22 protein-coding genes are annotated in these 25,606 nt (G+C 43.9%); 10 read left to right on the top strand and 12 right to left on the bottom strand.

Annotation, left to right across the window (positions count from 1 at the left end; all coding sequences use genetic code 11):
• Nucleotides 1–7: 7 nt before the first annotated feature.
• Nucleotides 8–1,132: a GerAB/ArcD/ProY family transporter gene (locus tag MHI55_RS15995; RefSeq protein ID WP_036671226.1), complete on the top strand. Its 1,125-nt coding sequence runs from the start codon at nt 8–10 to the stop codon at nt 1,130–1,132.
• 84 nt (nt 1,133–1,216) lie between these two features.
• Here the strand turns inward: MHI55_RS15995 and MHI55_RS15990 are convergent, their stop codons facing one another.
• Together MHI55_RS15990 and codB are read right to left on the bottom strand one after the other, a co-directional pair.
• Nucleotides 1,217–2,485 carry a cytosine deaminase gene (locus tag MHI55_RS15990; protein ID WP_339187257.1) on the bottom strand — a complete coding sequence of 423 codons (1,269 nt, stop codon included), beginning with the start codon at nt 2,483–2,485 and terminating at the stop codon, nt 1,217–1,219.
• Complete coding sequence (gene codB, locus MHI55_RS15985) at nt 2,454–3,731, bottom strand: cytosine permease (protein ID WP_340390544.1); 1,278 nt, start codon at nt 3,729–3,731, stop codon at nt 2,454–2,456. Before codB ends, MHI55_RS15990 begins: the two co-directional genes overlap by 32 nt.
• Nucleotides 3,732–4,229: 498 nt before the next feature.
• Between codB and MHI55_RS15980 the strand changes: the two genes are divergently transcribed.
• On the top strand, nt 4,230–5,183 hold the full coding sequence (locus MHI55_RS15980) for an ABC transporter substrate-binding protein (protein WP_315372610.1): 954 nt from the start codon (nt 4,230–4,232) through the stop codon (nt 5,181–5,183).
• 172 nt (nt 5,184–5,355) lie between these two features.
• Nucleotides 5,356–7,074, top strand: coding sequence for an AraC family transcriptional regulator (locus tag MHI55_RS15975; RefSeq protein ID WP_340390543.1), 1,719 nt, complete (start codon nt 5,356–5,358; stop codon nt 7,072–7,074).
• Nucleotides 7,075–7,116: 42 nt separating this feature from the next.
• Here MHI55_RS15975 and MHI55_RS15970 read toward each other — a convergent pair whose 3' ends face one another.
• The 3 genes from MHI55_RS15970 to MHI55_RS15960 all read right to left on the bottom strand — a co-directional run bounded on the left by MHI55_RS15970 (nt 7,117) and on the right by MHI55_RS15960 (nt 9,584).
• Complete coding sequence (locus tag MHI55_RS15970) at nt 7,117–7,485, bottom strand: hypothetical protein (protein WP_340390542.1); 369 nt, start codon at nt 7,483–7,485, stop codon at nt 7,117–7,119.
• A gap of 306 nt (nt 7,486–7,791) precedes the next feature.
• Nucleotides 7,792–8,823: a ketopantoate reductase family protein gene (locus tag MHI55_RS15965; protein ID WP_339187268.1), complete on the bottom strand. Its 1,032-nt coding sequence runs from the start codon at nt 8,821–8,823 to the stop codon at nt 7,792–7,794.
• 14 nt (nt 8,824–8,837) lie between these two features.
• Nucleotides 8,838–9,584 (bottom strand): acetoacetate decarboxylase, encoded by a 747-nt coding sequence (locus MHI55_RS15960; protein WP_340390541.1) that lies wholly within the window; start codon nt 9,582–9,584, stop codon nt 8,838–8,840.
• Nucleotides 9,585–9,967: 383 nt separating this feature from the next.
• Between MHI55_RS15960 and MHI55_RS15955 the strand changes: the two genes are divergently transcribed.
• Complete coding sequence (locus tag MHI55_RS15955) at nt 9,968–10,855, top strand: LysR family transcriptional regulator (RefSeq protein WP_036615729.1); 888 nt, start codon at nt 9,968–9,970, stop codon at nt 10,853–10,855.
• An 87-nt stretch (nt 10,856–10,942) separates the two neighbouring features.
• On the opposite strand, the gene MHI55_RS15950 is transcribed toward MHI55_RS15955, so the two are convergent.
• The gene (locus tag MHI55_RS15950) at nt 10,943–12,349 is read right to left on the bottom strand and encodes a glycoside hydrolase family 4 (protein ID WP_340390540.1); all 1,407 of its coding nucleotides are present in this window, start codon (nt 12,347–12,349) and stop codon (nt 10,943–10,945) included.
• 176 nt (nt 12,350–12,525) lie between these two features.
• Between MHI55_RS15950 and MHI55_RS15945 the strand changes: the two genes are divergently transcribed.
• On the top strand, nt 12,526–13,377 hold the full coding sequence (locus MHI55_RS15945) for an AraC family transcriptional regulator (RefSeq protein ID WP_340390539.1): 852 nt from the start codon (nt 12,526–12,528) through the stop codon (nt 13,375–13,377).
• A 98-nt stretch (nt 13,378–13,475) separates the two neighbouring features.
• Here MHI55_RS15945 and MHI55_RS15940 read toward each other — a convergent pair whose 3' ends face one another.
• Together MHI55_RS15940 and MHI55_RS15935 are read right to left on the bottom strand one after the other, a co-directional pair.
• A complete protein-coding gene (locus MHI55_RS15940) occupies nt 13,476–14,600 on the bottom strand; it encodes a phosphotransferase (protein ID WP_340390538.1) in 1,125 nt (374 codons plus the stop codon).
• A 131-nt stretch (nt 14,601–14,731) separates the two neighbouring features.
• On the bottom strand, nt 14,732–15,649 hold the full coding sequence (locus MHI55_RS15935) for an ArsR family transcriptional regulator (RefSeq protein ID WP_340390537.1): 918 nt from the start codon (nt 15,647–15,649) through the stop codon (nt 14,732–14,734).
• Nucleotides 15,650–15,858: 209 nt separating this feature from the next.
• Between MHI55_RS15935 and MHI55_RS15930 the strand changes: the two genes are divergently transcribed.
• Nucleotides 15,859–17,367: an alpha-N-arabinofuranosidase gene (locus tag MHI55_RS15930; RefSeq protein ID WP_047843004.1), complete on the top strand. Its 1,509-nt coding sequence runs from the start codon at nt 15,859–15,861 to the stop codon at nt 17,365–17,367.
• A 616-nt stretch (nt 17,368–17,983) separates the two neighbouring features.
• On the opposite strand, the gene MHI55_RS15925 is transcribed toward MHI55_RS15930, so the two are convergent.
• Both MHI55_RS15925 and MHI55_RS15920 read right to left on the bottom strand, forming a co-directional pair.
• Nucleotides 17,984–18,556 carry a hypothetical protein gene (locus MHI55_RS15925; RefSeq protein WP_340390536.1) on the bottom strand — a complete coding sequence of 191 codons (573 nt, stop codon included), beginning with the start codon at nt 18,554–18,556 and terminating at the stop codon, nt 17,984–17,986.
• 116 nt (nt 18,557–18,672) lie between these two features.
• The gene (locus MHI55_RS15920) at nt 18,673–19,587 is read right to left on the bottom strand and encodes a DsbA family protein (RefSeq protein WP_340390535.1); all 915 of its coding nucleotides are present in this window, start codon (nt 19,585–19,587) and stop codon (nt 18,673–18,675) included.
• Nucleotides 19,588–19,721: 134 nt separating this feature from the next.
• On the opposite strand from MHI55_RS15920, the gene MHI55_RS15915 reads away from it, so the two are divergent.
• Nucleotides 19,722–20,069 carry a helix-turn-helix domain-containing protein gene (locus tag MHI55_RS15915; RefSeq protein ID WP_340390534.1) on the top strand — a complete coding sequence of 116 codons (348 nt, stop codon included), beginning with the start codon at nt 19,722–19,724 and terminating at the stop codon, nt 20,067–20,069.
• Between the two features lie 162 nt (nt 20,070–20,231).
• Here MHI55_RS15915 and MHI55_RS15910 read toward each other — a convergent pair whose 3' ends face one another.
• Both MHI55_RS15910 and MHI55_RS15905 read right to left on the bottom strand, forming a co-directional pair.
• On the bottom strand, nt 20,232–20,696 hold the full coding sequence (locus MHI55_RS15910) for an NUDIX domain-containing protein (RefSeq protein ID WP_165980276.1): 465 nt from the start codon (nt 20,694–20,696) through the stop codon (nt 20,232–20,234).
• A 111-nt stretch (nt 20,697–20,807) separates the two neighbouring features.
• Nucleotides 20,808–21,692 (bottom strand): LysR family transcriptional regulator, encoded by an 885-nt coding sequence (locus MHI55_RS15905; RefSeq protein ID WP_340390533.1) that lies wholly within the window; start codon nt 21,690–21,692, stop codon nt 20,808–20,810.
• Between the two features lie 124 nt (nt 21,693–21,816).
• On the opposite strand from MHI55_RS15905, the gene MHI55_RS15900 reads away from it, so the two are divergent.
• The 3 genes from MHI55_RS15900 to MHI55_RS15890 all read left to right on the top strand — a co-directional run bounded on the left by MHI55_RS15900 (nt 21,817) and on the right by MHI55_RS15890 (nt 25,599).
• Nucleotides 21,817–22,827: an alpha/beta fold hydrolase gene (locus MHI55_RS15900; RefSeq protein WP_340390532.1), complete on the top strand. Its 1,011-nt coding sequence runs from the start codon at nt 21,817–21,819 to the stop codon at nt 22,825–22,827.
• A gap of 186 nt (nt 22,828–23,013) precedes the next feature.
• Entirely contained in the window at nt 23,014–24,618 is a 1,605-nt protein-coding gene (locus tag MHI55_RS15895) for a hypothetical protein (RefSeq protein ID WP_340390531.1), read from the top strand.
• A gap of 90 nt (nt 24,619–24,708) precedes the next feature.
• Nucleotides 24,709–25,599 (top strand): ABC transporter permease subunit, encoded by an 891-nt coding sequence (locus tag MHI55_RS15890; protein ID WP_340390530.1) that lies wholly within the window; start codon nt 24,709–24,711, stop codon nt 25,597–25,599.
• Nucleotides 25,600–25,606 lie beyond the last annotated feature (7 nt).

The following is a 25,606-nucleotide window of genomic DNA, read 5'->3' as shown; positions in this document are numbered from 1 at the left end:
AAGGCCAATGAAGAAATCCACAACTAATATTAATACCTCCGAGGTCATTATTGTAGTTATCAATTCAATACTCGGAGCTGGAATTCTAACACTCCCTCGCACAATTAGTAAAGCAGTAGGGACACCAGATGTATGGATTTCTGTCATTTTATCAGGATTAATTGTAACCACAATCAGCATTCTTCTTGTAACCTTGTGTCGTAGGTTCCCCGGTAAAACGGTATTCGAATTTATACCCGAAATCACAGGTCAATGGATTGCTTATCTATTGGGACTTTTAATTATCGTGTATTTTGTTGTTCTTTGTTCATTCGAAGTTAGAGTCATGGCCGAAATTACAAGTATGTACATCCTTGAGCGCACGCCTACTTGGGTCACCATTATGGTCAGTCTGTGGATTGGTATTTATATGTTAACGGGTGGTCTTAAGGTCATCATCCGGGTCTTTTCAATCGTGTTGCCCGTTACGCTTGTGTTGTTAGCGTTGGTTTTCCTTTTAAGCAGCAAGATGTTTGAAATTAATAACCTCAGACCACTCCTGGGCGATGGATTCATGCCTGTGTTGAAAGGTCTTAAACCTTCGTGTCTCTCCTATTCTGGATATGAAGTATTACTCATCATCACAGCTTACATGGTGGACGTGAAAGCGAGCAATAAAGCTGCTATATACAGCATACTTAGTTGTACGATCATATATTTGGTCACGATTGTTACCGTTGTAGGAAACTTATCTTTGCCAGGAATTCAAACACGAATGTGGCCAACGTTCGACATGGTTCGAAGTTTTGAAATTGAGGGGTTTCTTTTTGAGCGATATGAATCGCTGTTCATTGTGTTTTGGCTGATGCAGATCTTTGCAACCTATGCTTTTAAACACTATTTTGCGGCAATCGGGATCCGAGATTTGTTTCGTCTCAAAAATATTACGAGCATACAATTCGCCATGTTGCCAGTCTTGTATGTAATTGCTTACTTGCCTAAAAACCTGGAGGAAACGTTAGCTTTGGGTGATTTTCTTGGCAATATGTCCATTTTTTTATTTGGCTTGTTACCACTGCTACTGCTAATCATTAGTTTTGTTCGTAAAAAAGGCGGGAAGCAGGCTTCTAGTGAAGCACTTAAGACAAGCTGAATGTTTGGTTCTTATTGTATGTAGACAGTAAAAAAGAAAAAAAGCCGCTAAAATAGCGACTTTAATGGGAGTATATTTTCTTCATTATTTATTAAAAGTAACCTTTTCTGTACCGCCTTCAAAAATGATGGACGTGTCCCGCGGCTTCGATTCCGCAATTTTACGGCCGCCTCTGTAGGAATAAAGTACGCCGGCTTGTTTGCGAACAGCCTCATATTCGTTCTCTGCTTCAAGTACGATGAAGTTAGCAGGTTTACCTTCTTCAATACCGTATACATCCTCAATGTGTAACGTTCTTGCGCTGTTTTTCGTAATGAGGTCGATCGAATTCACGATCTGGTCGTAACCAAGCAACTGCGAAGCATGAATCCCCATGTGCAGTACTTGCAGCATGTTGCCTGTACCGAGCGGATACCATGGATCGAAGATGTCATCGTGACCAAAGCACACATTTAGACCTGCTTCCTGCAACTCTTTGACACGCGTCAGCCCTCTTCTCTTTGGATACGTGTCGAAGCGTCCTTGCAGGTGAATGTTAACCAGCGGATTGGAGACAAAGTTCAGATCAGCCATCTTCAGCAAACGGAACAATTTGTACGTATAAGCGTCATTATATGACCCCATCGCCGTTGTATGACTTGCCGTCGTGCGTGAACCCAGTCCACGTTCGTAAGCTTCCTTGGCAACAACTTCAACAAAACGGGATTGCTCGTCATCGATTTCATCACAATGGATGTCGATCAGACGGTCGTATTTTTCGGCCAGATCAAAGGCAACTTTCATTGAATCAACGCCGTATTCCCGTGTGAATTCGAAGTGTGGAATGCCGCCGACCACGTCAACGCCCATTTTCAGTGACTCTTCCAGCAATTCTGCCCCGTTTGGATAAGAGTGAATGCCTTCTTGTGGGAAAGCAACAAGCTGAATGTCCATATATGGAGCCATTTCTTCTTTGACTTCAAGCATCGCTTTAACTGCGATCAAGCTTGGATCGGTAACGTCCACATGAGTCCGTACATGCTGGATGCCCTGTGCCAATTGCCACTTGAGTGCCGTTTTAGACCGTGTTTTGACATCCTCATGTGTTAAGAAAGCCTTGCGCTCTGACCAGCGTTGGATGCCTTCGAACAGCGTTCCGCTTAGATTCCACTCCGGCTCACCTGCAGTGAGCGTTGTATCGAGATGAATATGCGGCTCAATAAACGGTGGCAGCACAAGCGATCCGTTGACATCCAGAATCTCTTCATTCTCGGTCGTTTCCAGCGATTGTGTGATTCGTTCGAACTTTCCGTCTTTCACAACGATATTCCATAGTCCTTCTTTACCCCGCAATTTTGCGTTCTGTATAATCATTTATTTTCCCCATTTCTTTGGTTTCTTTCGCAGGAACAATCAGCATCAAGACGATATAGGCCACTGCTGTACCAAGCAGTGCGTTCAATGGTGTTACGCCAGGAGCCAGTTGAGCGAATGCAACGCCGATGGCCCAAGCCACCATCGCTACCCAGTTTACATTTTTGAATGACATGTCGGCAAATGGCTTATAGTTTCTACGTTTCACAATGAAGTAATCTGCGATAATAATAGCCCCGATCGATGGTACCGCCGCGCCCAGTACGTTTAGGAAGCTGACGAAGTTGTTGTACATCCACATGGCGAATACGGTACCCACGATGCCGTTTACGATGACGAAGAATTTCTTTGAGATTTTGGTAATATTCGCAAAACCAAGACCCGAAGCGTACAGTGCATTATCGTTGGTGGTCCAGATATTCAGGCCCAGAACGGTGATTGCCGGGAAGATCAATCCTTGCAGGAACATGACCTCCGAGATATCAGCCAGGTTATAGGCCATTGCGCCAACTGCACCAAACAGAAACATGAGTGAGTTACCCAGGAAGAATGCAATCACTGTTGCAGTAACTGCCTGTTTTGATGTCCGGGAAAACCGGGCAAAATCGGGTGTCAGCGTTCCGCCGCTTATGAATGATCCAATACAGATCGTTAATGCTGCCGCCGCGGTAAGCGACTGAGTCGGCGTGTAATCAAGCAACCCTTGCAGACCACCCAGCGAACCTGCACCTTCGAACATGGAGTAACCACCGAGAATGGCAATCGCAGGAACCGCGATATATCCGAGAATGACGAGTGACTTCATGCCGAAAATGGCTGATGCTGTCATGGCAAGTCCGAACACGATAATCAACAGGTACACGTTCCAATCCATGGCTTTGGCGACTGGAATCGCGAACATGGCTACGCCTACTCCGAACCATCCGACTTGTGTGAAGCCTAGCAGGAATGAAGGCAGATACGACCCTTTTGCGCCGAACGCATATTTAGCGAGCAGATGTGTGGACAGGCCCGTTTTGGCGGCGATATGTGCCAGTGCCCCTGTATAGATACCGAGCACCAGATTGCCTGCAAGCACGATGCCAATAAACTCCATGAACGTCAAGCTTACGCCCAACGTGCCTCCTGCCAGCATGCTTGCTGAGAAAAATGTGAAACCGAGCATGACGGATAACGTCTTCCAAAAGTGGTTTCTTTGCGATTTCGGCACAGCTTGCCATGAAAACTCTTGATCTTGTTTGCTCATCAGAATACCCCCAACGTAAAGTGTATCTGATACCAAAAAAAGCAGAAAAAAGAGGCTACTCGTCAAGTTATACACTGACAAGTAGCCTCTTTTTGCATCATAATCCGCGCGAAGACACAGAGCATCCCATGACGGGATAAGCCCTGATTCTCGCGTGATTATGAAATCCGCTGCCCTTGCCAGCCTCTCTGGACTGAATTAAAGGTACCAGTATTCAATTACATACTATTATTTTGGAAAAACCTACAGTTGTCAATGTCATTATTATCCAAAGGTTATTAATTCCTTATACAGCAAGCTGTTTTTGATCACGCATACTCCGATGACAACACACCTGCGGATTGAAAACAAAGCAACGAACAAATAGATGCACGCATTGACATTTGTACAAATAAATTCACTGCGTTTTTTTCATTGTAAGCCGCTGAAAAGGCACCTATAATTACGTTGTAATTGATAATGGTTATCAATGAGAAAAAGAGAACTCAGGGGGAAACAATGATGAACAGTACAATTAAGAAACACCTATTCATATGGGGAGCATGCTTCCTTCTTCTATCCGTCCTTGCAGCATGCAGCCGTTCGGAAAGCGCCCCTTCACAAGAAGCTGTGAAGACCAACGAACAAACGACAAAAAGCTATACAACCCAAACAGGCGAAGTGATTGAAATACCCACTCAGCCGCAACGGGTGATCTATCTTGGTTCAACACTTGGAGATCTCCTGGCCATGGATATTTCCGTCGTTGGAGCCAATCTGATTCATGCTTCCGAAAGCTATATTGTAGACCGATTAGAAGGTATTGATGATGTCGGAAATCCTGGTGATTTGGAGGCAATAACAGCCTTGCAGCCTGCCTTGATTTTGAATGGTTATAACCAAGATGCTGACCGAAACACCGCTTTTTCGAAGATTGCGCCTACCATTCCGTTCAACTCGGCGTTACCATTTACGGAACGCGTACGCGAACTTGGCAACATTTTTGGCAAACAGGATGAGGCGGAGCAATGGATCAGCAGATTTGATACAAAAGCGGAAGCGATGTGGGACAAGCTGAATGTGGCAGAGGGCGAGACAGCGACCATCTTCTTGCAGTTGGGTAAACAGCTCTATGTGATGGGCAATCGTTCATTGGGTGTAGTCTTGTATCAAGAGCACGGATTTGCAATTCCACCAGCAATTCAGCAAAACATTATCGACAAGGAGCTAACATTCGTCGAACTTTCGGAAGAACTAATGCCGGACTATGCAGGAGATCATCTCTTTGTCCTAACGCTGGATAATGACGAAAGTCGAGCTGAATCTGATCGGTTGTTACAGAGCACACTATGGAAAACATTGCCGGCCGTTCAGCAAGGACACGTTTACACAGCATCAGCCGATTGGAATACCGACAACCTGCTGGCACTGGAGCAATTGCTTGATGAACTACCGAAATGGATGAATCAATAATATCGCATAGATAACGTCAAAAATCCTCCAACCCCTTTGGGTTATGGAGGATTTTTGGATTTTGTAAACTTCTGCTACGTGTAATAATGTCTGCAACGAAACATTATCTAACGTGTAAAATGTGGTAAACTAGTAATTGAGAATTATTATCACTAGATCGGAGTGCTCCAGAATGCAAATGGCTTCCCTTTACATCCAACTGCAGCAGCATGATCTGCTTCAGCTCACACCACTGCAGGAAACCAATCATCATAATCCGTCAATCAAGAGCAACGCTGCCAATGAATATACATTGCTTATTGCTCTGGATCATGGAATTCGGGTGTTAACAAACAACATCTCCCAAGATCTGAGCCAAGGCAGTTGTATTCTGCTCCCTACTCAGCAATCCTACATTCTCAAAACGATAAAAGAGCAAGCGCATGTAGCTCGGTTTACCTTTCTTGCTTTTCAGGTGGATAAGTCGAATCTGCTCCCGGCTTGCCCTCCTCTTATTCTGGGCTTTCCTTACAGGCTGTCTCTTTCTACTATAAAATTGGCGTTGGTAGGAGAGGACTGGATTTCTCCGCTGCCTTTGCAATCCAACAAGCAAAATCGGTTGCAGGAGAAGAAATTCACGCCTACGCATCATTCAAAATCAGCAGTTACTCAGGCCCGGCTGCAACTGATACTTAGCCTGATGGCTCAGCTAGAAAGCGCTGCTCCGCCAGTGCAAAATGATCAAGCGGTACAGCGTACACTCAGCTATATGGAGCAGCACTACAACGAAGATCTGACCGTAGAGCTTTTGGCGGAAATGGCCGGCATGGTTCGATGGCAATATAGCAAATTGTTTAAGGTGATGACTGGTAAGAAACCAACCGATTACCTGGCAGAGCTTAGAGTCAAGCATGCCAAAAAGCTATTGTCCAGTTCTAGCGATACCTTGCGTGAAATATCCAGACAAGTCGGTTTTAAGGATGAGTATTATTTCAGTCGGCGCTTTCATCAGCTCACAGGACACCCTCCACGGGAATACGCCAATATACAAAGAAATACCAGGCAAAGAACGATCACCGATTCCCTCGGCAGGCAGATTTCGCTCCCTGATGCGGCTATACGAATCGTGGCCACAGGTACCAACACCCTTGGTGAGTTGCTTGCTATCGGTATCCGTCCAGTCGGTGCGGGTATAACTACAATGAAATCACAAGTCATATATCGGAACAAACTGCTTCAGATCCCTGACATTGGACTGCAAGCCGCACCGGAACAAGTCTCCCTGCTGAAGCCTGATCTTATCCTGCTAGGCAACTATAGTGAGCAGCAGTTACCTCGATTGGATGCCATTGCACCTACCATCGTTTATCGCGAATCAACCAGCACTTTTGAGCGTCTTCGTTATATTGCGGATCTTTTCGGTCGAAGCAGAACGGCTGAACAGTGGATCGACCGCTATGAGGAAAGTGTCAGGAGGATCCGGCGACAATTGGCGGATGATTATATTGCAGGAGAACGAGCAACTGTCTATCTGGTGCTGGGTAAGAACATATATGTTATGGGACAGACGGGATTTGCCGCTACCGTGTATGAATCACTTGGCTTTCGGCCCACTGAATCCGTAAATCAACTGATCATTAATGGCAGACCTTGGATACAAATCGATCACAATAAAATCACACAATACGGTGGAGACCGAAACTTCGTGATGGTACCTCAGGAGGAGATGAATGTAAATATACCTTCTCCGCTCCAAAGTTTGGTTGGCATGTTGTTACCCAGTAAAGTACATATAGTAGAAGCTGGCTGGAACTACGATGATCCCCTTACCCGTGAGAGGTTATTGACGATTCTACCCTCTATTTTTGCTAAGGATGGACTCACACCTCTGCTAGTAAATGAAAAAAAATAAACCGTGAAGCACGGTTTATTTTTTCGAAAGATTTTCACCATCTTACGATATGTGTCCAACTACCTCTGCTAATACTCTTTCATATTCCTTATATAAAACATAACGATTAACACCTCTGGAAGAGTTAAGTGCTTCATGCGCGTGCTGAATAGCGGTATCGCGGTTTTCTGCTTTGAGTTCAATACCCACGAGCAATGTTGATCGCATCCACTGTTTTTTAATGGATTGAAGTCTTTCACGCGCATCTTCACTTTTCCCGTCTTCAAAGAGTAGAATGGTTTCGTAATATGTACGGTAGTCCGATAAGCCGATATGAGGTACAGCTTGCCGAATGGCAAACATATCCTTGCGATATAATCCGTAAGCTGCCTTGAACTGTGCTTGTGTTGTTCTTCGCTTATATTTCTGCATAATCTGCTCCATAACTAGTTCTACTTCATCATCAAGTCTGTTTGCAAGAACATAAATAATGTATGTCCCATACAACTAAATAAAACCCGAATTCCCCCCAAGATTTACTCATATGTATCTCCTTCGAATAGAAAAATAACCAGCAAATCTATATTATATCAAATTTAATTCCTCTTTTTGTATAATATTAGGGAACAAAAATCACGAAGAATACTCTATCTGTCGCAAAATCAAGCCTGACTAGATTTACTGATACAACAAAAAAGCCGCTATATTAGCGACTTTCAGTTGAAATAATTGAATTTATTATTGTGCACTTAATAGTTCTTCAAAAGCTTTTATGTTCGTGTCAAAATCAGGAACGGTTTGAGTTTCTTCAGCAGATTTGACTAGTTTTACAACTAAATCATTATAAGGTGTCGCAATTCCCGTACCTTCTGCCCTGCTTGAAACAACTCCGTTAATGTAATCAATTTCCGTTTTGCGGTTCTTCTCCAGATCTTGAAGCATGCTTGCTTTGAGCAGTCTGGAGGGCTCCATCACGTAACGTAATGTTTTCACCCGTTCAGGGATTTCTTCTTCGCTGTTCACTTCGAGTGAAGAGATGTCGAATCCATTCATTTTAACCAAGGTAACCCCATTGGCGCGAGCAACTTTAATCGTCTCGTCCGCAATATGAGCTGCACTCACAATGCCGGCTTCATGATCGATAATGTCTCCGTATTCCCCATTCAATGCAGCGGACAAACCACTGAATGCATTGTTAATCAACAATTTGGACCATTTGGTTCCAACCAGGTTATCGGAAATATGAGTTCCACCCACAAGATCCAACACCGATTTCACGCGCTGAATTCGTTCGGTGATTTCACCATTTAATTCACCAATCTGAAAAGCATACTGCTTAAATTGAGTGTACTCGATGGTCAGGCTCGACACACCCGGTTCAATGAGCGTAGCGCCAAATTCAACGGAGCCAGCAATGACACGTTTTTCACCCACAATGGACGCCACTTTTTCTTCCGGAATCCCGTTCTGCAACGAACACACCATACTTTCTTCTTTCAAGAATGGAAGTAATTCCTGAAGAATGGAATCGTTGTAGAGTTGTTTGGTTAAAAGTAAAACAAGGTCATACTGTCCTGATTTCTGATCGGGAGTAATTGCTTTTACTTTGGCCTGAAACTCTGTGGTACCCGTCACTTTAGCACCGGTCTGATTTAAAGCATTTACATGTTCTTGATATGCATCAATTAACTCAACGTCCAGTCCACCATCCGCAAGGTATGCACCTACGATGGTTCCCAAAGATCCTGCTCCTACAATTGCAATTCTCATTTTATTTTTCCTCCTTATTTCTCTTCCAGGTAGTTATATACAGGTTGTGCTGCGTTTAAGGTTAGGTTGGTAAGGATATGAGAAGCGGACAACACTTCCAGCACAGGCAGATCTGCAAGAGGTGCCAACGCATGTTCGAACAGTTGAAGCCGGGCAGGTCCTGTCCAGGCCTCCTTCACTTCGATGTCCGTAATTTGAGTACGGATCAGATCACATATTCTTAAATTCCCGGTATAGTCGGTAGCAATCTTAATCATAAAATTAGGTCGGCATATTTCACGTTTGGCGAACTCTTTATCCAACTCCACATGTTTATAGCCCATCGTTGCCGTGGCTACACGCAGCGTTCCATAATCAAGTGTGCCAACTAGTGTATCTGAATCGGTATACAACTTGGGCGCGCCCAGCTTTTTCGGATAGGCGGTGAGCTCTCGACCACTTGCAATCGCGGGAAAATTGTCTACGTACATTGAATGTACATAATCGCCTTCCTCCCCATTGAATTGCACAGGAATGACTTGTCCAGCTTCGGTATAAGCACCCAGTCCAGAAACATCTGGCATCCACATCACTTCGAATTTAATCAAAGGTTCCGTAATTTCGAGAGGTTCTGGTATGGCTGCTCGTAAAGCTTTTTCATCGGTCCGGTAAATAATATTCAAGTATTCACGATTCACGAATTTGTACGGTGGCATTGGATATGCCGGAGCTGTTAGGGGTGTATTCAGATTTTTAGCTATGTTATTCACATCGATTTTCATCAAAGACACCTACCTTATGTTTTGGTTCTATATAAGTTGAACTAAAGATTATTTACACTGACACTACGATGACAGAACAACCTTCCAATCGCTGTTATCCCCAGATTTTTCTATTCCCCTTCTAAAGGGGAAAATCCGGTGATAGCTTATGCTTCCGATGCAGCTTTCTTTCAGAAAGCTTTTAGGCGAACGCTTCGCTTTTTCAGGTTTTTTCTGTCCTCTCCGTTATTGTGTAAATGATTAGTTCAACTTATATAGTCAGGTTTTGGTATTTAAAATTTGATCTGTATCTCATAAAAAAATTCTACATCAATATTTAAATTTAATATAATACATAATAAGTACTATATATATTTATCAGAATAAATAAGGAGTGCAGATAAATGGAATTGCTTCAGCTCAAATACTTTCAGACCGTTGCCTATACTGAACATATCTCCAAGGCAGCTGCCCAATTGAATATTGCTCAACCTTCCCTAAGCTTAACGATTAAAAGACTTGAGGATGAACTGGGTACCCCCTTATTCCACAGGAGAGGAAGAAACATTCAATTGAATTCCTCAGGTGAGATTTTATTGAAACATGTAAACCGGATTTTTATTGAAATTGAAAATGCAGAGATGGAGATTAAAGCGGAGGAACAGCAAATTTCTAATACAATCAGGATCTCGATTACGAATACTCGGTTCCTCACAGGTCTCATTAGTGACTATATCAACGGTTCCCCTGAAACCAAGCTTCATCAGGGTATTGGGACCCGCAGTGAAATTATTACAGGTTTGAAGAAAAATGATATGCATCTGGGCATTACGGGGCATCCGATTCAGGATGAGGAGATTGAGAGTGTTGTTCTTGTTGAGGAGGACATTGTTCTTGTTGTGCCCACGGATCATGCATACGGCGGAGAAACAAGCATTTCATTAAGTGTTGTTGCAAATGAGCCCTTTATTTCCCTTGCCGATAATAAGGAGTACAGCCGCTTTACAACTATGCTCTGTGAAAAAGCAGGTTTCCTCCCCAATCATGCATTTGAGGTCGATTCTCATACCCTGCTTGAAATTATCAGCCTTAATCAAGGTGTTGCATTAATTCCGATCTCCGTATGTAGAGCACTGGGGTTACGTTATGTAAAAATTGCTGATGATTCAGCCATATATCCCATTAGCCTATCCTGGGTCAAACAAAAATGGTTATCTCCTATTGTTCGAGAATTTCGTGATTTTATTACTTCGTACTATGAAGACCATGCTAGCTTGTTTAAAGTGGAGTAGGATTTCTTGATACATGACAAAAGATAAAAACAAAGACCACGTTAGTCCCATGGAAGGAACCGACGTGGTCTTTGATCGTTATCGTTCTTAGTTATACTGCAGTCTGTCCTTATACCAAATGTCCGGAATCATCTTACGCTCCAGCTCCAACAATTCATGGATGATCTTGTCCGCGTCACTGATGGAACTCACGAGCGGGTCGGTGAGCATCGCCCTTCTCAGCTTCTCGTAGCTCTGTTCCAGAACAGCTTCAACCGTAAGCTCATGCGTATCCAGTACAAGTTCTTGCATCCCTCTTATCCCACGCGGCATCTCGCCTACATGGAGTGGTTTCGCCCCATCCATATCTACATCGCATAGTAGTTCCAGGAACGAATCGTTATTCATATTGGTTACCGCACCTTGATTGAGCGTATTGATGAAGAACTTTTTGCCCAAGTTCCCCACCATATTTTCGATGATATCTGTCGCATGATCTGGTCCGAAGGTGCTCATATAATCGGCAATCGGAATGTTCCCCGCAAGGAAGTCATCCACCTGCTTCCACATTTCGTCATGACGCTGATATCTGTCCTCTGTCTCCCAGATCGATAATGGAGGAATGGTATCTGCAGTTTTTCCAAGACCCTGCCAATACCGAACGTATTCCTTTGTATGCGCCGTACAAGTGGGAATGATTCCGAAAATATCATATAGTTCATAGGTAATCGCATCGTTATACAGAGCTTTTGCGCCGCGATCACCGCCGTTATTCTCATCACCTGCCAGCTTGCGCATGGCTTCTGCAATTGTGGGCATCACATTTTTTCCTTCATACTCGGCTTTGAGCAGCCAAGTGAAATGATTGACACCTGCGATACGAAAATCGAATTTCTGATTGATCTCCTCAGTGAACTGGCTTGTATTTTCAATGATTTCGGCTCGTACAGCGTAATAGGCTTTTTTATGCGGCATATGATGACTATCGCACAGCGCGAACGATTTAAGCTTCGGTGCATATCGATGTAATGCGATGCCATGAACGGTAGACGGGTTAATATAATTGATCACCCACGCATCTGGACACAGCTCCTCTATGTCTTTGGCGCATTCCATGATAACCGGCAATTCCCGCATCGCGCGAAAGATTCCGCCAGGGCCAATCGTATCGCCGGAACACATACGAATTCCATACTTTAGAGAAACCTGGCAGTCAATGCCCCGATATTTCACCGATTCTTCCGCAAAGCTGAGCACAACGAAGTCGGCTCCCGGTAGTACCTGTCTTCGGTCCACTGAACCCTCAATCTTTAGGGATACGTTGTTCTCCTTGGCGACCATTTTCGCTAATTTCACCATTTTCGAGAGCCGTTCCTCGTCCGTATCCACCAAAGCCAGCGTTCCCTGATTCAAATATGGGGAGTGTACCATCTGCCAGATGGACTGACGACCAAAAAACAGGCTGCCCGCCCCAATAACAACTACCTTTGGATGCTGTGTACTTGTAGCATTCATCAATAACCCCTCCTTTTAACGATATAAGTTCATTATAGGTGAGTGGGCTGGAATCGGAATGTGTGATAGTTTTCAAAACATGTCATATCGTACGATAGTTAACAAGAGATAAATCCTTTGTTATGATAGTGAAATATAAAGGATGTCATAAAGTCGAGAGGACTAGGTTGGATTAGATGCACACAGGAACTGTAAATATGAGTATAATCGACGAACTTTCGGAGTATGTCACACTTCGCATGAGCTCTTATTTGGAACAAACGCATGACAGCAATTGGACGGAGCACAAGTCTCATTCCGATTATGATCTGTGGTTCATTACAGCAGGCTCCGTGCAGATTACCATCGATGGAATCGAGCATATGGCGAACCCGGGTGACGTCGTGTTTTTTTATCCGGATATGCCCTACACGGCTTCCACGACCGGAGAGTTGTGCCGATTCGTATACATGCACTTTGATTTCAGCATCGCTGAGCAGAAGCGGATTCTCGGCGAGTTTCAGCTCCCTGGCATCGTACTTGGCAATCTGATTCATGAGGAATCAACGCTGTTCACCTCGTCCTATCGAAGATTCAAGCAGAGTAGCGGCGCTTCCGCCAGTCCACTTTATTTGAAAGCCTCTCTGCTTCTCGTCATCGCCAAAATTTTGGAATTGCATAGGCAAGGCTTATATCACGGTGAGTTTCTGAAAGACCGAAAACCGAGGAAGATCGAAGGAAGTCTGGAGGTTCTGCAAAATGTCTTCCCATACGTGGATGCGAATTTGCATCGTGCCATCCGAATTAACGAACTTGCAGATATTGCCGGCGTCTCTGAGAAATATTTTATTTCGTTGTTCAAAAAAATTCTCGGTATCACACCGGGGCAGTATATCAATCAGATCAAAATGAACCGGGCCAGAGACTATCTGTATGAGAAAAAATATACGATCCAGCAAATTGCCGGATTTCTGGGTTATCCCGATCCCTTTACGTTCTCCAAAGCATTCAAAAAATTCTACAACGTGCCCCCTTCCAAATTTGAATAACATACCGCAGACAAACAAAGAGGCAACCGGTCGATCCGGCTGCCTCCCCACTTGATGAACCCTTGGTTATTCAGGGTTTAGTTTACGTACAGGTCCCTTCAGCGTCCCTCGTACTCAAAAGGAGCTTCATTGGAATACATCTCATGGAAAAATCCTTTATACGGTATATCCTCTTCCAGACATTTAATGAGATACAACAGTTCTTCGTTAGCTTCCAGTTCTTCGCCAGCACGCTGCATTTCCTCAAATTGACCTAGAATATTCTCCAAGAGAGTGACTTGAATAAATAAAGGTAGCTTCTCCAGCATCGAATCTTCGATCTTGGTCTCGGAAGTATATCCAGCGAGGGCGGTTTGGAAATAGTCATCCATGAACTGTTTGCGTTTATCCGCATTCGGCTCAAATTGAATCCAGCCGACGCCGTGCGTCCATAGATCTGCCAGATCATACATATACCAACCGAAGCATGAATTATCAAAATCATACACGGTGATCTGACCGGTATCAAAATTGATTGAGTAATTCCCATCGTTATAATCAAAATGGATCATTCCGAATGTCTCTTGGTTTGTATCCAAACCTTCTAAGGTATTCAGAAGCTCAACCATCTTCTCCTTAAGTAGAGGAAATGATTCAGGTACTAGGTTATCGATATATTCACCGCTGTAATTGTCAATCAAATGATGCCGGCGATGGACGGGAGTGTACCCTTTCGATAGCTGATGCATTCTGCCCAGAACTTTACCGCTATTATAATAGTATTCGCTAAGTGGAACGCCTTCCCGGTACTGATAATGGTTCTCTACCAGCAACTTCCCTGTGGCCTTCACAAACATACAGATAAAGAACGTATGCTCACCATAAGTGACCTCTTCTAACAGATCGCCCTTTTTCGAGCTGACTACATTCGAGACACTTGCACCGTGCTCAAACAGATACCGGACATACTCCAGTTCGGCAATGTAATCTTCCCGCTTTCTGTCAGGCAAAAAAGACACCCGTAGAATTAGCGATTCACGCCCCTCTTGCTCGCAAGTGTAAACCACATTACGTCCACCCTCATGAGGCGGAATAAGCTGAATATTGTAACCCTCCAGGTCAAACAGCTCGGTTACCAGCGTCAGTACATGTGTATTGCTGATGTTAACAGCTTCGTTAAAATTAATAATAATCTCCTCCAGTAAACATTGTTTGGACGGTTTCCCGCACTGCAATGTCCACAAAAGGAATCCCTGTAACGCAAATATCCTTCTGTGAACCTAAAGCAAAATCACCTTGTTAGACATTTAAAAACGCTCCTTTTTGTTCAGATGGTTACATCTTATCCTAATATTCCACATTTTACTAGCCAAATTTATAACTCAGCAGCCTCGTAATAGTACCGTATCAAAATGTCCTGATCGTAGTTGCCAAACCCTTTCCCGAACAACGTAAGTCCGCCTCGACCGGGCACCCCTTCTTCCGGTCTTAATCCAAACGTCCAGTAAGTGGATGAATCCAGCTCCAGATCATGGATACGCACATCTGAGATGCGCTGGCTATCCATAAACGTCCCTTCTCCGTTAATACGCAGCACCTTCAGTACACCATACTGGTTGACGTCCAATTTCCACCATAACGGTGTATGTTTGCCCTTCCGATCTCCAAAATCCCCTGGGCTTGTCCAGGTTCCGAGGTGATGACCATTAAGGGAAAAACGGATGTCGGAAGGCCAGTTTTCATTAACTTGGGGTGCTTCCGAACTGAGTTCGAGTGAAATTTCAATTTCCTGGAGATGCTGTTCTGTATTCAGATAATTGGGAATCTTATATTCCAGAAAACCTCGTGCCAACCAAAGAATACCTGCATTGACCCGATCTGGGTCCATGAAGCAGGCCGGTGTGTCGTACTGTCCAATCATCTGCGTAGTTGTCGCAATCCCGCAGGTCGGCCACGCTTCATAATCTGTATACTGACCTACCGGTATGGATATTTCATGGTAGGGAGCATCAACAGGCTCTGGTGACAGGTTAATAGTCATGAACTCTCGTACGATAAAACAGTATTTATAGGTTCCACCGTTCTCCCGTTTCATTCGGCTACCGACAATTCCGGCTTTTTGCAGCTTGCTTACATGTGTACTTACAATAGCTTTGCTCAGAAAAAGCTCTTGGGCAAGCGCATTGATATGCATTTCCCTGTTTTGTAGCAGCAGGCGCACAATGTTTAAACGGGCTTCACTTGCCAGTGCCTCGTAAATTAGCAATGAAGCTGCATCTGTCCCAAGCATCATGATGTTCACTTCCTTTTTTGAGTAAAATCGATCTATTTCAATTTCAGGATTCGTTATTTTGCGAACTCATAAAAATGAACTTGCTCAATATATAAGCATTATGATACATATTAGATAACAAATCAATGATTTGATTTTGCTTTTAAGCGAATTCAATACCACTGTTAATTCTTTCAAAAATATGAATTCATCCAATGGAGGTACTTACCATGCTTACATCCAAAATGCTTATCGATAAAGACTTTCAGATTGCGGAAGTAGATCCGCGTGTCTATGGTTCATTTATAGAACATCTGGGACGGGCCGTATACGGCGGAATTTATGATCCAGGTCATCCCACGGCAGATGCTCAAGGTTTCCGTCAGGATGCTATTGAAGCGATCAAGGCTCTGAATGTGCCAATTGTTCGTTATCCGGGCGGCAATTTCGTATCCGGTTACAATTGGGAGGACGGCGTTGGTCCGGTAGCCGAGCGCAAACGCAGACTTGAACTGGCATGGTGGACGATTGAAACAAATGCGGTAGGAACAAACGAATTTGCAGATTGGGCCAAACTGGTTGGAACCGAAGTGATGATGGCTGTAAATCTGGGTACTCGCGGCATTGATGCGGCCAGAAACCTGATCGAATACTGCAACCACCCATCCGGCACATACTGGAGTGATCTGCGTATCTCTCACGGTTACAAGGACCCGCATAAATTCAAAACCTGGTGTCTAGGCAACGAAATGGACGGCCCTTGGCAGATTGGTGCAATGACTGCATATGAATATGGACGTATTGCGAATGAGACCGCTAAAGCGATGAAATGGGTAGACCCGGATATCGAGCTTGTTGCTTGCGGCAGTTCCAGCCGTGACATGAGTACATTTGCAGATTGGGAAGCAACCGTGCTGGATCTCACCTATGAAAATGTGGACTACTTGTCCCTGCATCAGTATTACAACAATAATAAAGACAACACGTATGACTTCCTGGCGACATCGCTGGATCTGGATCAATTTATTGATAGTGTGGCTTCGATCTGTGATTTTGTACAAGCCAAGAAACGCAGCAAAAAGAAATTAATGCTGTCTCTGGATGAATGGAATGTCTGGAAATCCATCGGCACAAGCCGTATGGAAGAACGGTGGCAGATTGCGCCTCCAGAGTTTGAAGATGTGTATACACATGAAGATGCACTAGCTGTGGGCTGTTATCTGATTACCATACTCAAGCACGCCGACCGTGTAAAAATGGCTTGCCTTGCTCAGTTGATTAACACCATTGCACCAATCATGACGGAAAATAACGGAGCAATCTGGTTCCAGACGACGTATTTCCCATTCATGCACGCATCCAACTTCGGCCGTGGTACGGTGTTGCGATCCATCACAACTTCACCTAAATATGATTCCAAAGACTTTACAGATGTGCCTTATCTCGAAGCGATCAGTGTGCATGATGAAGAAAACGGCACGATCACAATCTTTGCGGTGAACAGACATCTGGATGAGAAGTTGGAACTGAATGTGGATCTGCGTTCCTTCGGAGAAACCACATTTGTGGAGCATATCGTATTGGAGAACAACGACTTGAAAGCCACCAATACCAAAGAAAACCCACGTAACGTTGTTCCTCACAACGGCGGATATACTACGGTTGATCAGGGTAAAGTGCAAGCAGTCTTGAACAAAGCATCATGGAACGTGATTCGCCTCAAAACCAAACAGGCATAATAAATAATAAGAGCGGGATAGAATTCTCTCTTACTCTGCAACATCAGCATTGTTTTTCGCACCGCGTGCAGCTCCCTGCGCGCGGTGCTTTTTGCTGCATGAGGGTAGTCGGCCGAACTACACAGTTCCAAAGTTAGACGTGTGGTGCGTATTGGAAACCTCATTTTTTATTCCTCGCAACGAAAGAATTTAACGAACACAGGGAGACTTATTTAACCCGATTCGGGCGGATTTTAATTCTAACGAACACAGGAGAAGTTATGCTGCAGAATCAGTGCCGTTTTCTCACTCTAGCTTGCATTTTGCAGCAAATAGGGTTTGTCATGTTTGTTAGAATTTTAATGGCTTGATATTGACCCGAATACGGTTTCTAAGGTTCGTTAGCGCTGAGCAAGCATGCTATATTGAGCTGGTTCAAACTTCTTATACAGCATAAGAAATAAGCCACCCTCCGTTTGCCGTACGGAGAGCAGCTTGCAGTGAAGCATCTAGCGGAGAAGATAAGGAACAGAACAGAACAGATCTGAAAGAGATCAAATCACCCAACACACTAGCAATACTTCCTTCCCAAATGAAAAGAAGGTTATGTTCTATTTCACGATTTTCATTTCAAGTATTATCCTTGTTGTGCTTCCTCTTCACCTTCGGTTTCAGCCTGAGCTGCTTGGCTTGCTGGAGTCATCAGCCCTTGAACTGCCCCCATAAATGGCTGAATCTGCTTAATCATGCCATACCCCATTTTGACCACAGGTGTAAACCGCTGGATCATGCCAAACAACCGCATGCCACCGCCTAACATACCTCCAATCGACCCTGCACCGCCAAAGCCACCTAACAGTGAGCCTAGCATAGGCATGAAAGAGGATACCTGGGCTTGCCTAGACGTTGAGCGAGACATCGACCGGGATCGTACTTGCGACTTACGTGTGCTGTTCACCCGTTTACGGTTTCGAGAGGATGCTGTTTTTCTCGTAGCCCCGGTTTTAGGTTTGGTTTTGCGAGCACTGCCTTCAGATGAGGGTGCTGTGATTGCGGCCTGTGTAAGCTTTCCGCCCCCGGTAAGCACTACGCCTTCGCTGTTAACACCAGAGATGTACCCGACGTACGTCTCGCCATTATGAAGAGTCACGCAGACTGGGCGATCCTTGAGCCGTTTCACCCGGACGTGTATTTCATTGGTTTTAGCCATGGAATTCACCTCACTTGACTTGATCTACTTCAGTCTACGCAATGGGTGGACGACTTGCCTGTGCGAATAACACATCCGTGTGCCGAAAGCAGGAAGATTCTGACATGGCTCCTGCCTCAGATATGCTCAATATACATCTCATTCAAAATATGACCCATACGATATGTGTGCTCTGCCAATTCAGATTTCACATATGATTCAATATCACTCTTTTCGATACTGTACAAGACCTCAATTTCTTTAGAAAAAAGAAGGTGTCCCTCATTGATTTTCTGCTCCAACGAGTTTATCTGTTTGGGTTTCAGATCACCACCAAGCACCTGCTGAAGTGCTTGCACATATGTTTCAAGAGAACGGGCTCCGACAATTTTTATACCCTGGTTCTCTTCATTCACAATGATAATAGATGGGAAACCTCTAACTCCCAAACTAGCGACATTCTCAAAGTCTTCCTCTAATAACTCTTGTGCAGATTGCTCTGCAGCCGCCTCAACTATTTCTTTTCCATTCAAGCCCAGTTGATTGACGATATCCGTCAGCACATCATCTTCTCCAATATTTCGATTAAATACAAACACGGCTTCACGCGCACGTCTTAAGAAGTCCTGCTCTTTACCAGGGTGTGTACTCTGAATGACCTTAAATACGCGAGATGGCGGATAGGAAGAAAGTATTGGATTATCGTGCCATAAGGAACCGTCGATGGGCATGCGTGAATGTTCACCCACTTCCTTCCAATGCGCTGCAACGTCCGAAGGTTTCTGAATCCCGTTAGCGCCATCTGAGAAACCATTCCAGTTAGCCAATAGCCCACCCATTTTGATTTGCAGCGTAAAATAATGGCCGTATTCCTCAATAAACCGATGAAGCACAGGCTCAAGCGCCCAGCAGTGAGAGCAGATCGGATCTGTTGCGTAATATAGAGTTATCCTTTTCTCAACATGATTCAGATTGATTTCTTGCATCGCCTCTTCCTCATTCACACCACATACGCCTGTTTCCAGATCACACATCATTGATTCGTTACCCACGTTTATCCCGCCTTTATATTGTCTTATGAATTGATTTTCTTGTGTTAGTTTGATTATAATGTCTACAATCTTCTGAACAAGTACGATTCTTTTTCTGACTTAGTATCAAAAAGTATACTATTGGAGGTTATCAAGTGAAATACGAGTTTAATTTCGATCAGTTATGTCCAGCGACTTATGCATTTCAGGTCATTGGAGGCAAGTGGAATCTACCGATCCTGGCAATCCTCAGTGAAAATGACTGTATACGTTACAATGAATTAAAAAGAAGACTGCCTGGCATTACCGGAACGATGTTAACGAACTGTTTGAAGGATTTGATTCATTACGGCATCGTGCATCGGGAGCAATATAACGAGGTGCCACCGAGAGTGGAGTATTCGCTCACAGAATCAGGCAAGGAATTGGTTCCTTTAATTGAATCCATGGTAATGTGGGGTCAGAAAAATATGACAGCAGGCGTGAAGCAACAAGAACTATAACTCCTGGCCTAATGTAACCCCTTAGCATAGATGTCCATTTTTGAATCGCTCTGTACACTTTGTTCAACGACAAAAAGGCTATTTCACTGGACCATCATGTCCTTTGAAATAGCCTTTCCTTTATAAATACAAGACGGCCGCTTGTTTACGACGTGTACACATCTAACTGTTCAGGTCGTCATCTTCCTCATTTCCTAAATACATAACCGTTTTTTCTCCCTCAACCAATCTAATGATCTGCTTTCGTAATTTTGAAGGAAATAAAGGTAGTTCGTTTATATTTTTAATTTCAAGCCATTCATATTCCACCTGATTTTCGTCACTTGGCAGAATAGAACTATCTTGGTCCATCAAACCTATGTACTCGCATAAAAAAACAAAATCTACACGATGAAGAGCTTCACCGTATACCCCTTCAATGACGAATTCCAGTGATAACGGTTCTACATCTATTCCGATTTCTTCCGCAACTTCACGCTTCACCGCATCCGTCAGGGTTTCACCTGCATTCTGGCTCCCACCAGGCAGAATGTAGATGACTTCATCATTATCATCCTGCTTCATTGCAAGCATTCTCCCGTCTTTAATGATCAATGCTTTTGCAGAATTTCTAATCTTTCTCTCCATTGCTAATCCCCCATATATATCTGTATCATGTTGTTGAAGGTTTATTCCATTTAACCTCACGATCTCCATGAAGAATATTTTAACACATACATCTAAACAAATTCTGAACAATCAAATCAACTCACTCTTGGCGACCTCCATGAAAGCAGCCATAGACGGAGAGATCCATTTTTCCCGATGCCAGAGCATTTGCGCAGAAAAGGATATATCTGATAAATCCCACGGCAGAGCAACCACTTCCCCATCGCTCAACTCTTTCTTCAAAGCCATTTCAGGTAATAAAGCGATCCCTAGACCAGCCGCAACACATTGTTTAATGGCTTCTACACTATGAAACTCCAGCTCTGTCAGAGCATCCACACCTTTCTTTGTTATGGATTGATCAAAATGAGTGCGATACGAACAGTTCTTTTCGGTCAGCAAAAAATGCTGTTTGTGGAAGTCATCAATGACCAACTTGGAACGCGATGCTAACATATGATCGGGAGAAACCACCATTTGAAAGGTCTCATCCTTTAAAAACTCTGAATGAAGGTCTTTGGAATTCATAGGCTCATCCAATACAAAAACGACATCGGCATGCCCTTCTCTCAGACTTGATTTAAGCTCTTGCCCAGACAAGGGGCGGAACAATAACCGCACACCAGGATAGTCCGCTCGAAAGCGTTTGAACAAGGCTGGAAGAAGATATGCACACAGCACTTCGTCTGCTCCGATCACAACCGTTCCCGCCAATTCTCCGTGCTGACTGGATATGCATTTTGCTTCCTCTACATCGTTTAAAATCTTAGTGGCATACGGCAGAAACTGTTGGCCAGCATCCGTTAACACGACCTTTTTACCTAATCGATCCAGCAATTTCACCCCAAGCTCTTCTTCTAGCGATTTGATTTGCATGGTTATGGTAGAGGGTACATAGCTCAATAATTCAGCAGTTTGACTAAAGCTGCACGTCGATGCAAGTGTCCAAAAGGTTTTTAGCTGGCGTATTTCCATGAGTCAGACACCTCCTAAGTTCAAAATAAATGAATGATATGTTCGATAACGTTTCGTTGAATTGATAATAGACGTATTGTAGAGTGAAATCAAGTTATTACTATTTTATAAGGAGAATCAATCTATGAACGATTATGAAACATATAACCTTGGAGATACATTACTTCAATCGGGACAACAGCTCCCTCAAGCCTTTATCGCTTACAAGACCTATGGAAACTTAAATGCGGCAAAGGACAATGTTATTGTTGTCCCAACATGGTTTGCTGGAATTCACACAGATAATGAATGGTTAATTGGAACGGACAAAGCACTGGACCCCAGTCGTTATTTTATCGTTGTGCCCAATATGTTAGGTAACGGGTTATCGTCTTCTCCAAGTAATACCCCTGCCCCATATGATAAGAACAACTTCCCTATGATCTCCATGTATGACAATGTGCATGCCCAACATCAACTCATCACTCAAAAATTCGGTATCTCCAAAATCAAACTTGTTGTGGGCTGGTCTCTAGGAGCCATGCAGGTTTATCAATGGGGAACTAGTTATCCTGAGATGGTCGAACGTATTGCCCCCTTTGGCGGAACGGCAAAGAGCAGACCCCATACACAGTTGGTATTCGAAGCAATGATCGCGGCGTTACAGGCAGATTCAGTTTATAAAAATGGTAGATATGAACGCCCTCCGGTTGCCGGTCTCGCAGCGATGGGAAGAGCTTATGCTCCATGGGGGTTCTCGCAGGCATACTATTTGGAGAAATTGTACCAATCTGAGGGGTACGACTCCTTGAAATCTTATGTAGAAGATTACTGGGATCAAGTATTTCTTCCCTTCGATGCTAACGACTTGATTACCATGTTACGTACAGGAATCTATGGAGACATTAGCGATAATCCCGTAGATGACGGCAACTTCGAACAGGCGTTAAGCAAGATCACTGCTCCTGCACTCGTTATGCCAGGATCAAGTGACTTGTTCTTCACGCCAGAAGACAGTTCGTATGATGCTCAGCATATGCCAAACGCGGTGTATCAACCTATAGAGTCCAAGTGGGGACACTGCTTTGGAATCGGAGCAAACGAAGAGGATTCACTCGTTATCGATCGTCATCTAAAGCAATTTTTGGAGTCATGAGTAAAAAAAGAAGGAGCACAAAGTAAAAAAAGTGCACAAAGCTCATTATTCTTTTCTCCGCTACAACTCAAAAGTAAAAAAAGATACCAGTTCTCGTCAATAACCTTTATATCACGTTCCCCCTTTCTCGTTTAGAATATTTTCAAGTAAGCGTTATTGAAATATGACTGATAAGGGGGAAAAGAAATGAACAAGAAAACAAAAGCCTTAGTCTTGTCTGTGTGCATGTCAACCTTATTACTCGCAGCCTGTAGCAATGGAAGCGGTGCCGATAAAGGTTCAACGACGGACACGGATTCCAACGAGGCTGGAACGACAACCATTCACACCGTAACATCAGAATACACTTCAGCAAAATATCCAAAGGGCGACGATATCACCAACAATGTATGGATTAAGCGATACAAAGAGAAGTTTAATATCAACGTCAAAACAGACTGGGTCAGCGATGAGTACGATACAAAACTCAATTTGGCTATCGCATCGAACGATCTTCCTGACGTATTCAGAGTTAATCCATCACAACTGAGACAGTTAGTCGAAGCAGATATGGTCATGGACCTTTCCGAGGTCTTTGATCAACACGCTTCAGATCGTCTCAAAGGTTACATGGAAGCAGATGCAGACAGTTACGAATCTGGAAAGAAGGACGGTAAGCTATACGGGATACCACAGATGCACTGGGGATTAATTGAACAACCAGACTTCATCTGGATTCGGAACGACTGGAAAGAAGAATTGGGAGTCCAAGATCCAAAATCTGTGGAAGACATCAAAAATATCGCACTAAAATTCATGGAGAAACACGGCGGTTATGGTATAGCGGTAGACCAATCGTTGGATTACCTCAACCTGCTGGCCATTGCATGGAATGCGCATCCGGATATGTGGATGGAGGATAGCACTGGAAAACTCGTGTACGGCTCCGTGCAGCCTGAGATGAAAAATGCGCTGGCTGAGTGGTCAGAATGGTACAAGCGAGGCATTATTGATCCCGAATTTGCAATCAAAGACTTTAATGCGATGAACGCGGATATCGTAGCCGGCAAAGTGGGAATGCAACCTTATTACCAATGGTGGGGTTATAATCCGGGTGTCGACACAGTATCCAATCTGGGTAAGGACGCTATCTTCTACCCTTATATCATCCCTACCGTTGATGGAAAAGAAGCCAAACAATCTATTTTCTTCGCCAACAACAATTATATCGTTATGAAAAAGGGATTTAAGAGCCCTGAAGAAGTGATCAAAATTTTGAACGACTATGCTTATATTGTGGATGAAGGCAATGGCAAGGAATCCACAGAAACGTTATCCGCCTTGCTGGACAACGATATTGCACATGTTGTTGGAGCATTCCGTGTACTTAATCCGAATTCCGATTACGAGCAATTTGAGGCGGTCTCCGCTGCCCTTCAATCCAAGGATACCAGTGGACTCACAACTTCGGGTATGTGGCAAAAATATAACAACAGTGTGGAATTCATGGAGAATGCAACCCCAGGAGCAGTTGGTGATTATTTGCAACAAGGGGCTCCAAAGAATGCGTATGGTCTTGCCAAGAAAGTACTGGACAGCGAGAACTATACAAAGACGGCCTTATGGGGTGTTACGCCAGAAATACTTTCAAGCTACGGAACAACCTTGGATGATATCCTGACCGAAGGTTTCACCAAGATCATTATGGGTAGCGAAAGTATCGATTATTTCGATGTTATTGTCCAGAATTGGCTTGCAGCCGGGGGCGATGACGCAACTCAGGCAGTTAATGAAGCCTACGGGAAGAAATAATTTCGTTTGTCACAAAGAGGGGATGAGGGTCATCCCTCCCCTTTATTTGATAGCGATTACATTTGGCGTACAAGGAACGGAGGAATATGTATGTTGAGAAAATGGAAGCAGCAGAGTCCTTACCATCTCATGTTGATTCCTAGCCTGGTCTTGGTCTTCATCTTTTGTTACATCCCTTTCTACGGACTTGTTATTGCGTTTCAGAAGTACAATCCGGGCCTTGGCTTTAACTCGCCATGGGTAGGATGGGATAATTTTACCCACATATTTAATCAGCCGAACTTCGTAAGAACGATCTGGAATACATTGTACATGTCTGTCTTTAAGATTATCGGTGGTATAATCGTACCCGTAATTTTCGCATTATTGCTTAACGAGGTACTACACAGTGGAATTAAACGTACATTTCAAACACTTGTCTACATTCCGAACTTCCTCTCTTGGGTCATTATGGCTGGCATCATGCTGGATATCCTTAGCTCCGACGGCATTATCAATACATTTCTAAGTGTATTTGGTATTGCACCGATCTCCTTTCTTGGCACACCCTCTATTTTTCCTTGGACGATGATTGTGAGTGACATATGGAAAGGTTTCGGGTTTGGCACGGTTGTTTATTTGGCAGCCCTGACCAGTATTGATCCGGGACTTTACGAAGCCGCGGTGATCGACGGAGCGAAACGGTGGAAACAAACCATCTACATTACGTTGCCTCTACTCATGCCAACCATTGTTTTAATGACCGTACTTTCACTTGGAAACGTACTCAATGCTGGCTTTGACCAAATCTATAATCTCTACTCCCCTGTTGTCTATCAGACTGGTGATATTATTGATACCTATGTCTACCGTTTAGGAATTCAACAGGCACAGTATTCGATTGGTACCGCTGTTGGGTTATTTAAATCGATCATTTCCAGTGTTCTCGTTGCTGTATCGTACATCCTAGCTTACAGAGTGGCTGGCTATCGTATCTTCTAAGAAGGAG

This window comes from Paenibacillus sp. FSL E2-0151 (assembly GCF_037993015.1).
Lineage (GTDB): Bacteria > Bacillota > Bacilli > Paenibacillales > Paenibacillaceae > Paenibacillus > Paenibacillus amylolyticus.
This window is presented reverse-complemented; position numbering and strand designations above follow the sequence as displayed.

Excerpts from the sequence above, each read along its gene's own strand:
- MHI55_RS15995 (WP_036671226.1), top strand. The coding sequence starts at position 8 with ATGAAGAAATCCACAACTAATATTAATACCTCCGAGGTCATTATTGTA.
- MHI55_RS15990 (WP_339187257.1), bottom strand. The coding sequence starts at position 2,485 with ATGATTATACAGAACGCAAAATTGCGGGGTAAAGAAGGACTATGGAAT.
- codB (WP_340390544.1), bottom strand. The coding sequence starts at position 3,731 with ATGAGCAAACAAGATCAAGAGTTTTCATGGCAAGCTGTGCCGAAATCG.
- MHI55_RS15980 (WP_315372610.1), top strand. The coding sequence starts at position 4,230 with ATGATGAACAGTACAATTAAGAAACACCTATTCATATGGGGAGCATGC.
- MHI55_RS15975 (WP_340390543.1), top strand. The coding sequence starts at position 5,356 with ATGCAAATGGCTTCCCTTTACATCCAACTGCAGCAGCATGATCTGCTT.
- MHI55_RS15970 (WP_340390542.1), bottom strand. The coding sequence starts at position 7,485 with ATGCAGAAATATAAGCGAAGAACAACACAAGCACAGTTCAAGGCAGCT.
- MHI55_RS15965 (WP_339187268.1), bottom strand. The coding sequence starts at position 8,823 with ATGAGAATTGCAATTGTAGGAGCAGGATCTTTGGGAACCATCGTAGGT.
- MHI55_RS15960 (WP_340390541.1), bottom strand. The coding sequence starts at position 9,584 with ATGAAAATCGATGTGAATAACATAGCTAAAAATCTGAATACACCCCTA.
- MHI55_RS15955 (WP_036615729.1), top strand. The coding sequence starts at position 9,968 with ATGGAATTGCTTCAGCTCAAATACTTTCAGACCGTTGCCTATACTGAA.
- MHI55_RS15950 (WP_340390540.1), bottom strand. The coding sequence starts at position 12,349 with ATGAATGCTACAAGTACACAGCATCCAAAGGTAGTTGTTATTGGGGCG.
- MHI55_RS15945 (WP_340390539.1), top strand. The coding sequence starts at position 12,526 with ATGCACACAGGAACTGTAAATATGAGTATAATCGACGAACTTTCGGAG.
- MHI55_RS15935 (WP_340390537.1), bottom strand. The coding sequence starts at position 15,649 with ATGATGCTTGGGACAGATGCAGCTTCATTGCTAATTTACGAGGCACTG.
- MHI55_RS15930 (WP_047843004.1), top strand. The coding sequence starts at position 15,859 with ATGCTTACATCCAAAATGCTTATCGATAAAGACTTTCAGATTGCGGAA.
- MHI55_RS15925 (WP_340390536.1), bottom strand. The coding sequence starts at position 18,556 with ATGGCTAAAACCAATGAAATACACGTCCGGGTGAAACGGCTCAAGGAT.
- MHI55_RS15910 (WP_165980276.1), bottom strand. The coding sequence starts at position 20,696 with ATGGAGAGAAAGATTAGAAATTCTGCAAAAGCATTGATCATTAAAGAC.
- MHI55_RS15905 (WP_340390533.1), bottom strand. The coding sequence starts at position 21,692 with ATGGAAATACGCCAGCTAAAAACCTTTTGGACACTTGCATCGACGTGC.
- MHI55_RS15900 (WP_340390532.1), top strand. The coding sequence starts at position 21,817 with ATGAACGATTATGAAACATATAACCTTGGAGATACATTACTTCAATCG.
- MHI55_RS15895 (WP_340390531.1), top strand. The coding sequence starts at position 23,014 with ATGAACAAGAAAACAAAAGCCTTAGTCTTGTCTGTGTGCATGTCAACC.
- MHI55_RS15890 (WP_340390530.1), top strand. The coding sequence starts at position 24,709 with ATGTTGAGAAAATGGAAGCAGCAGAGTCCTTACCATCTCATGTTGATT.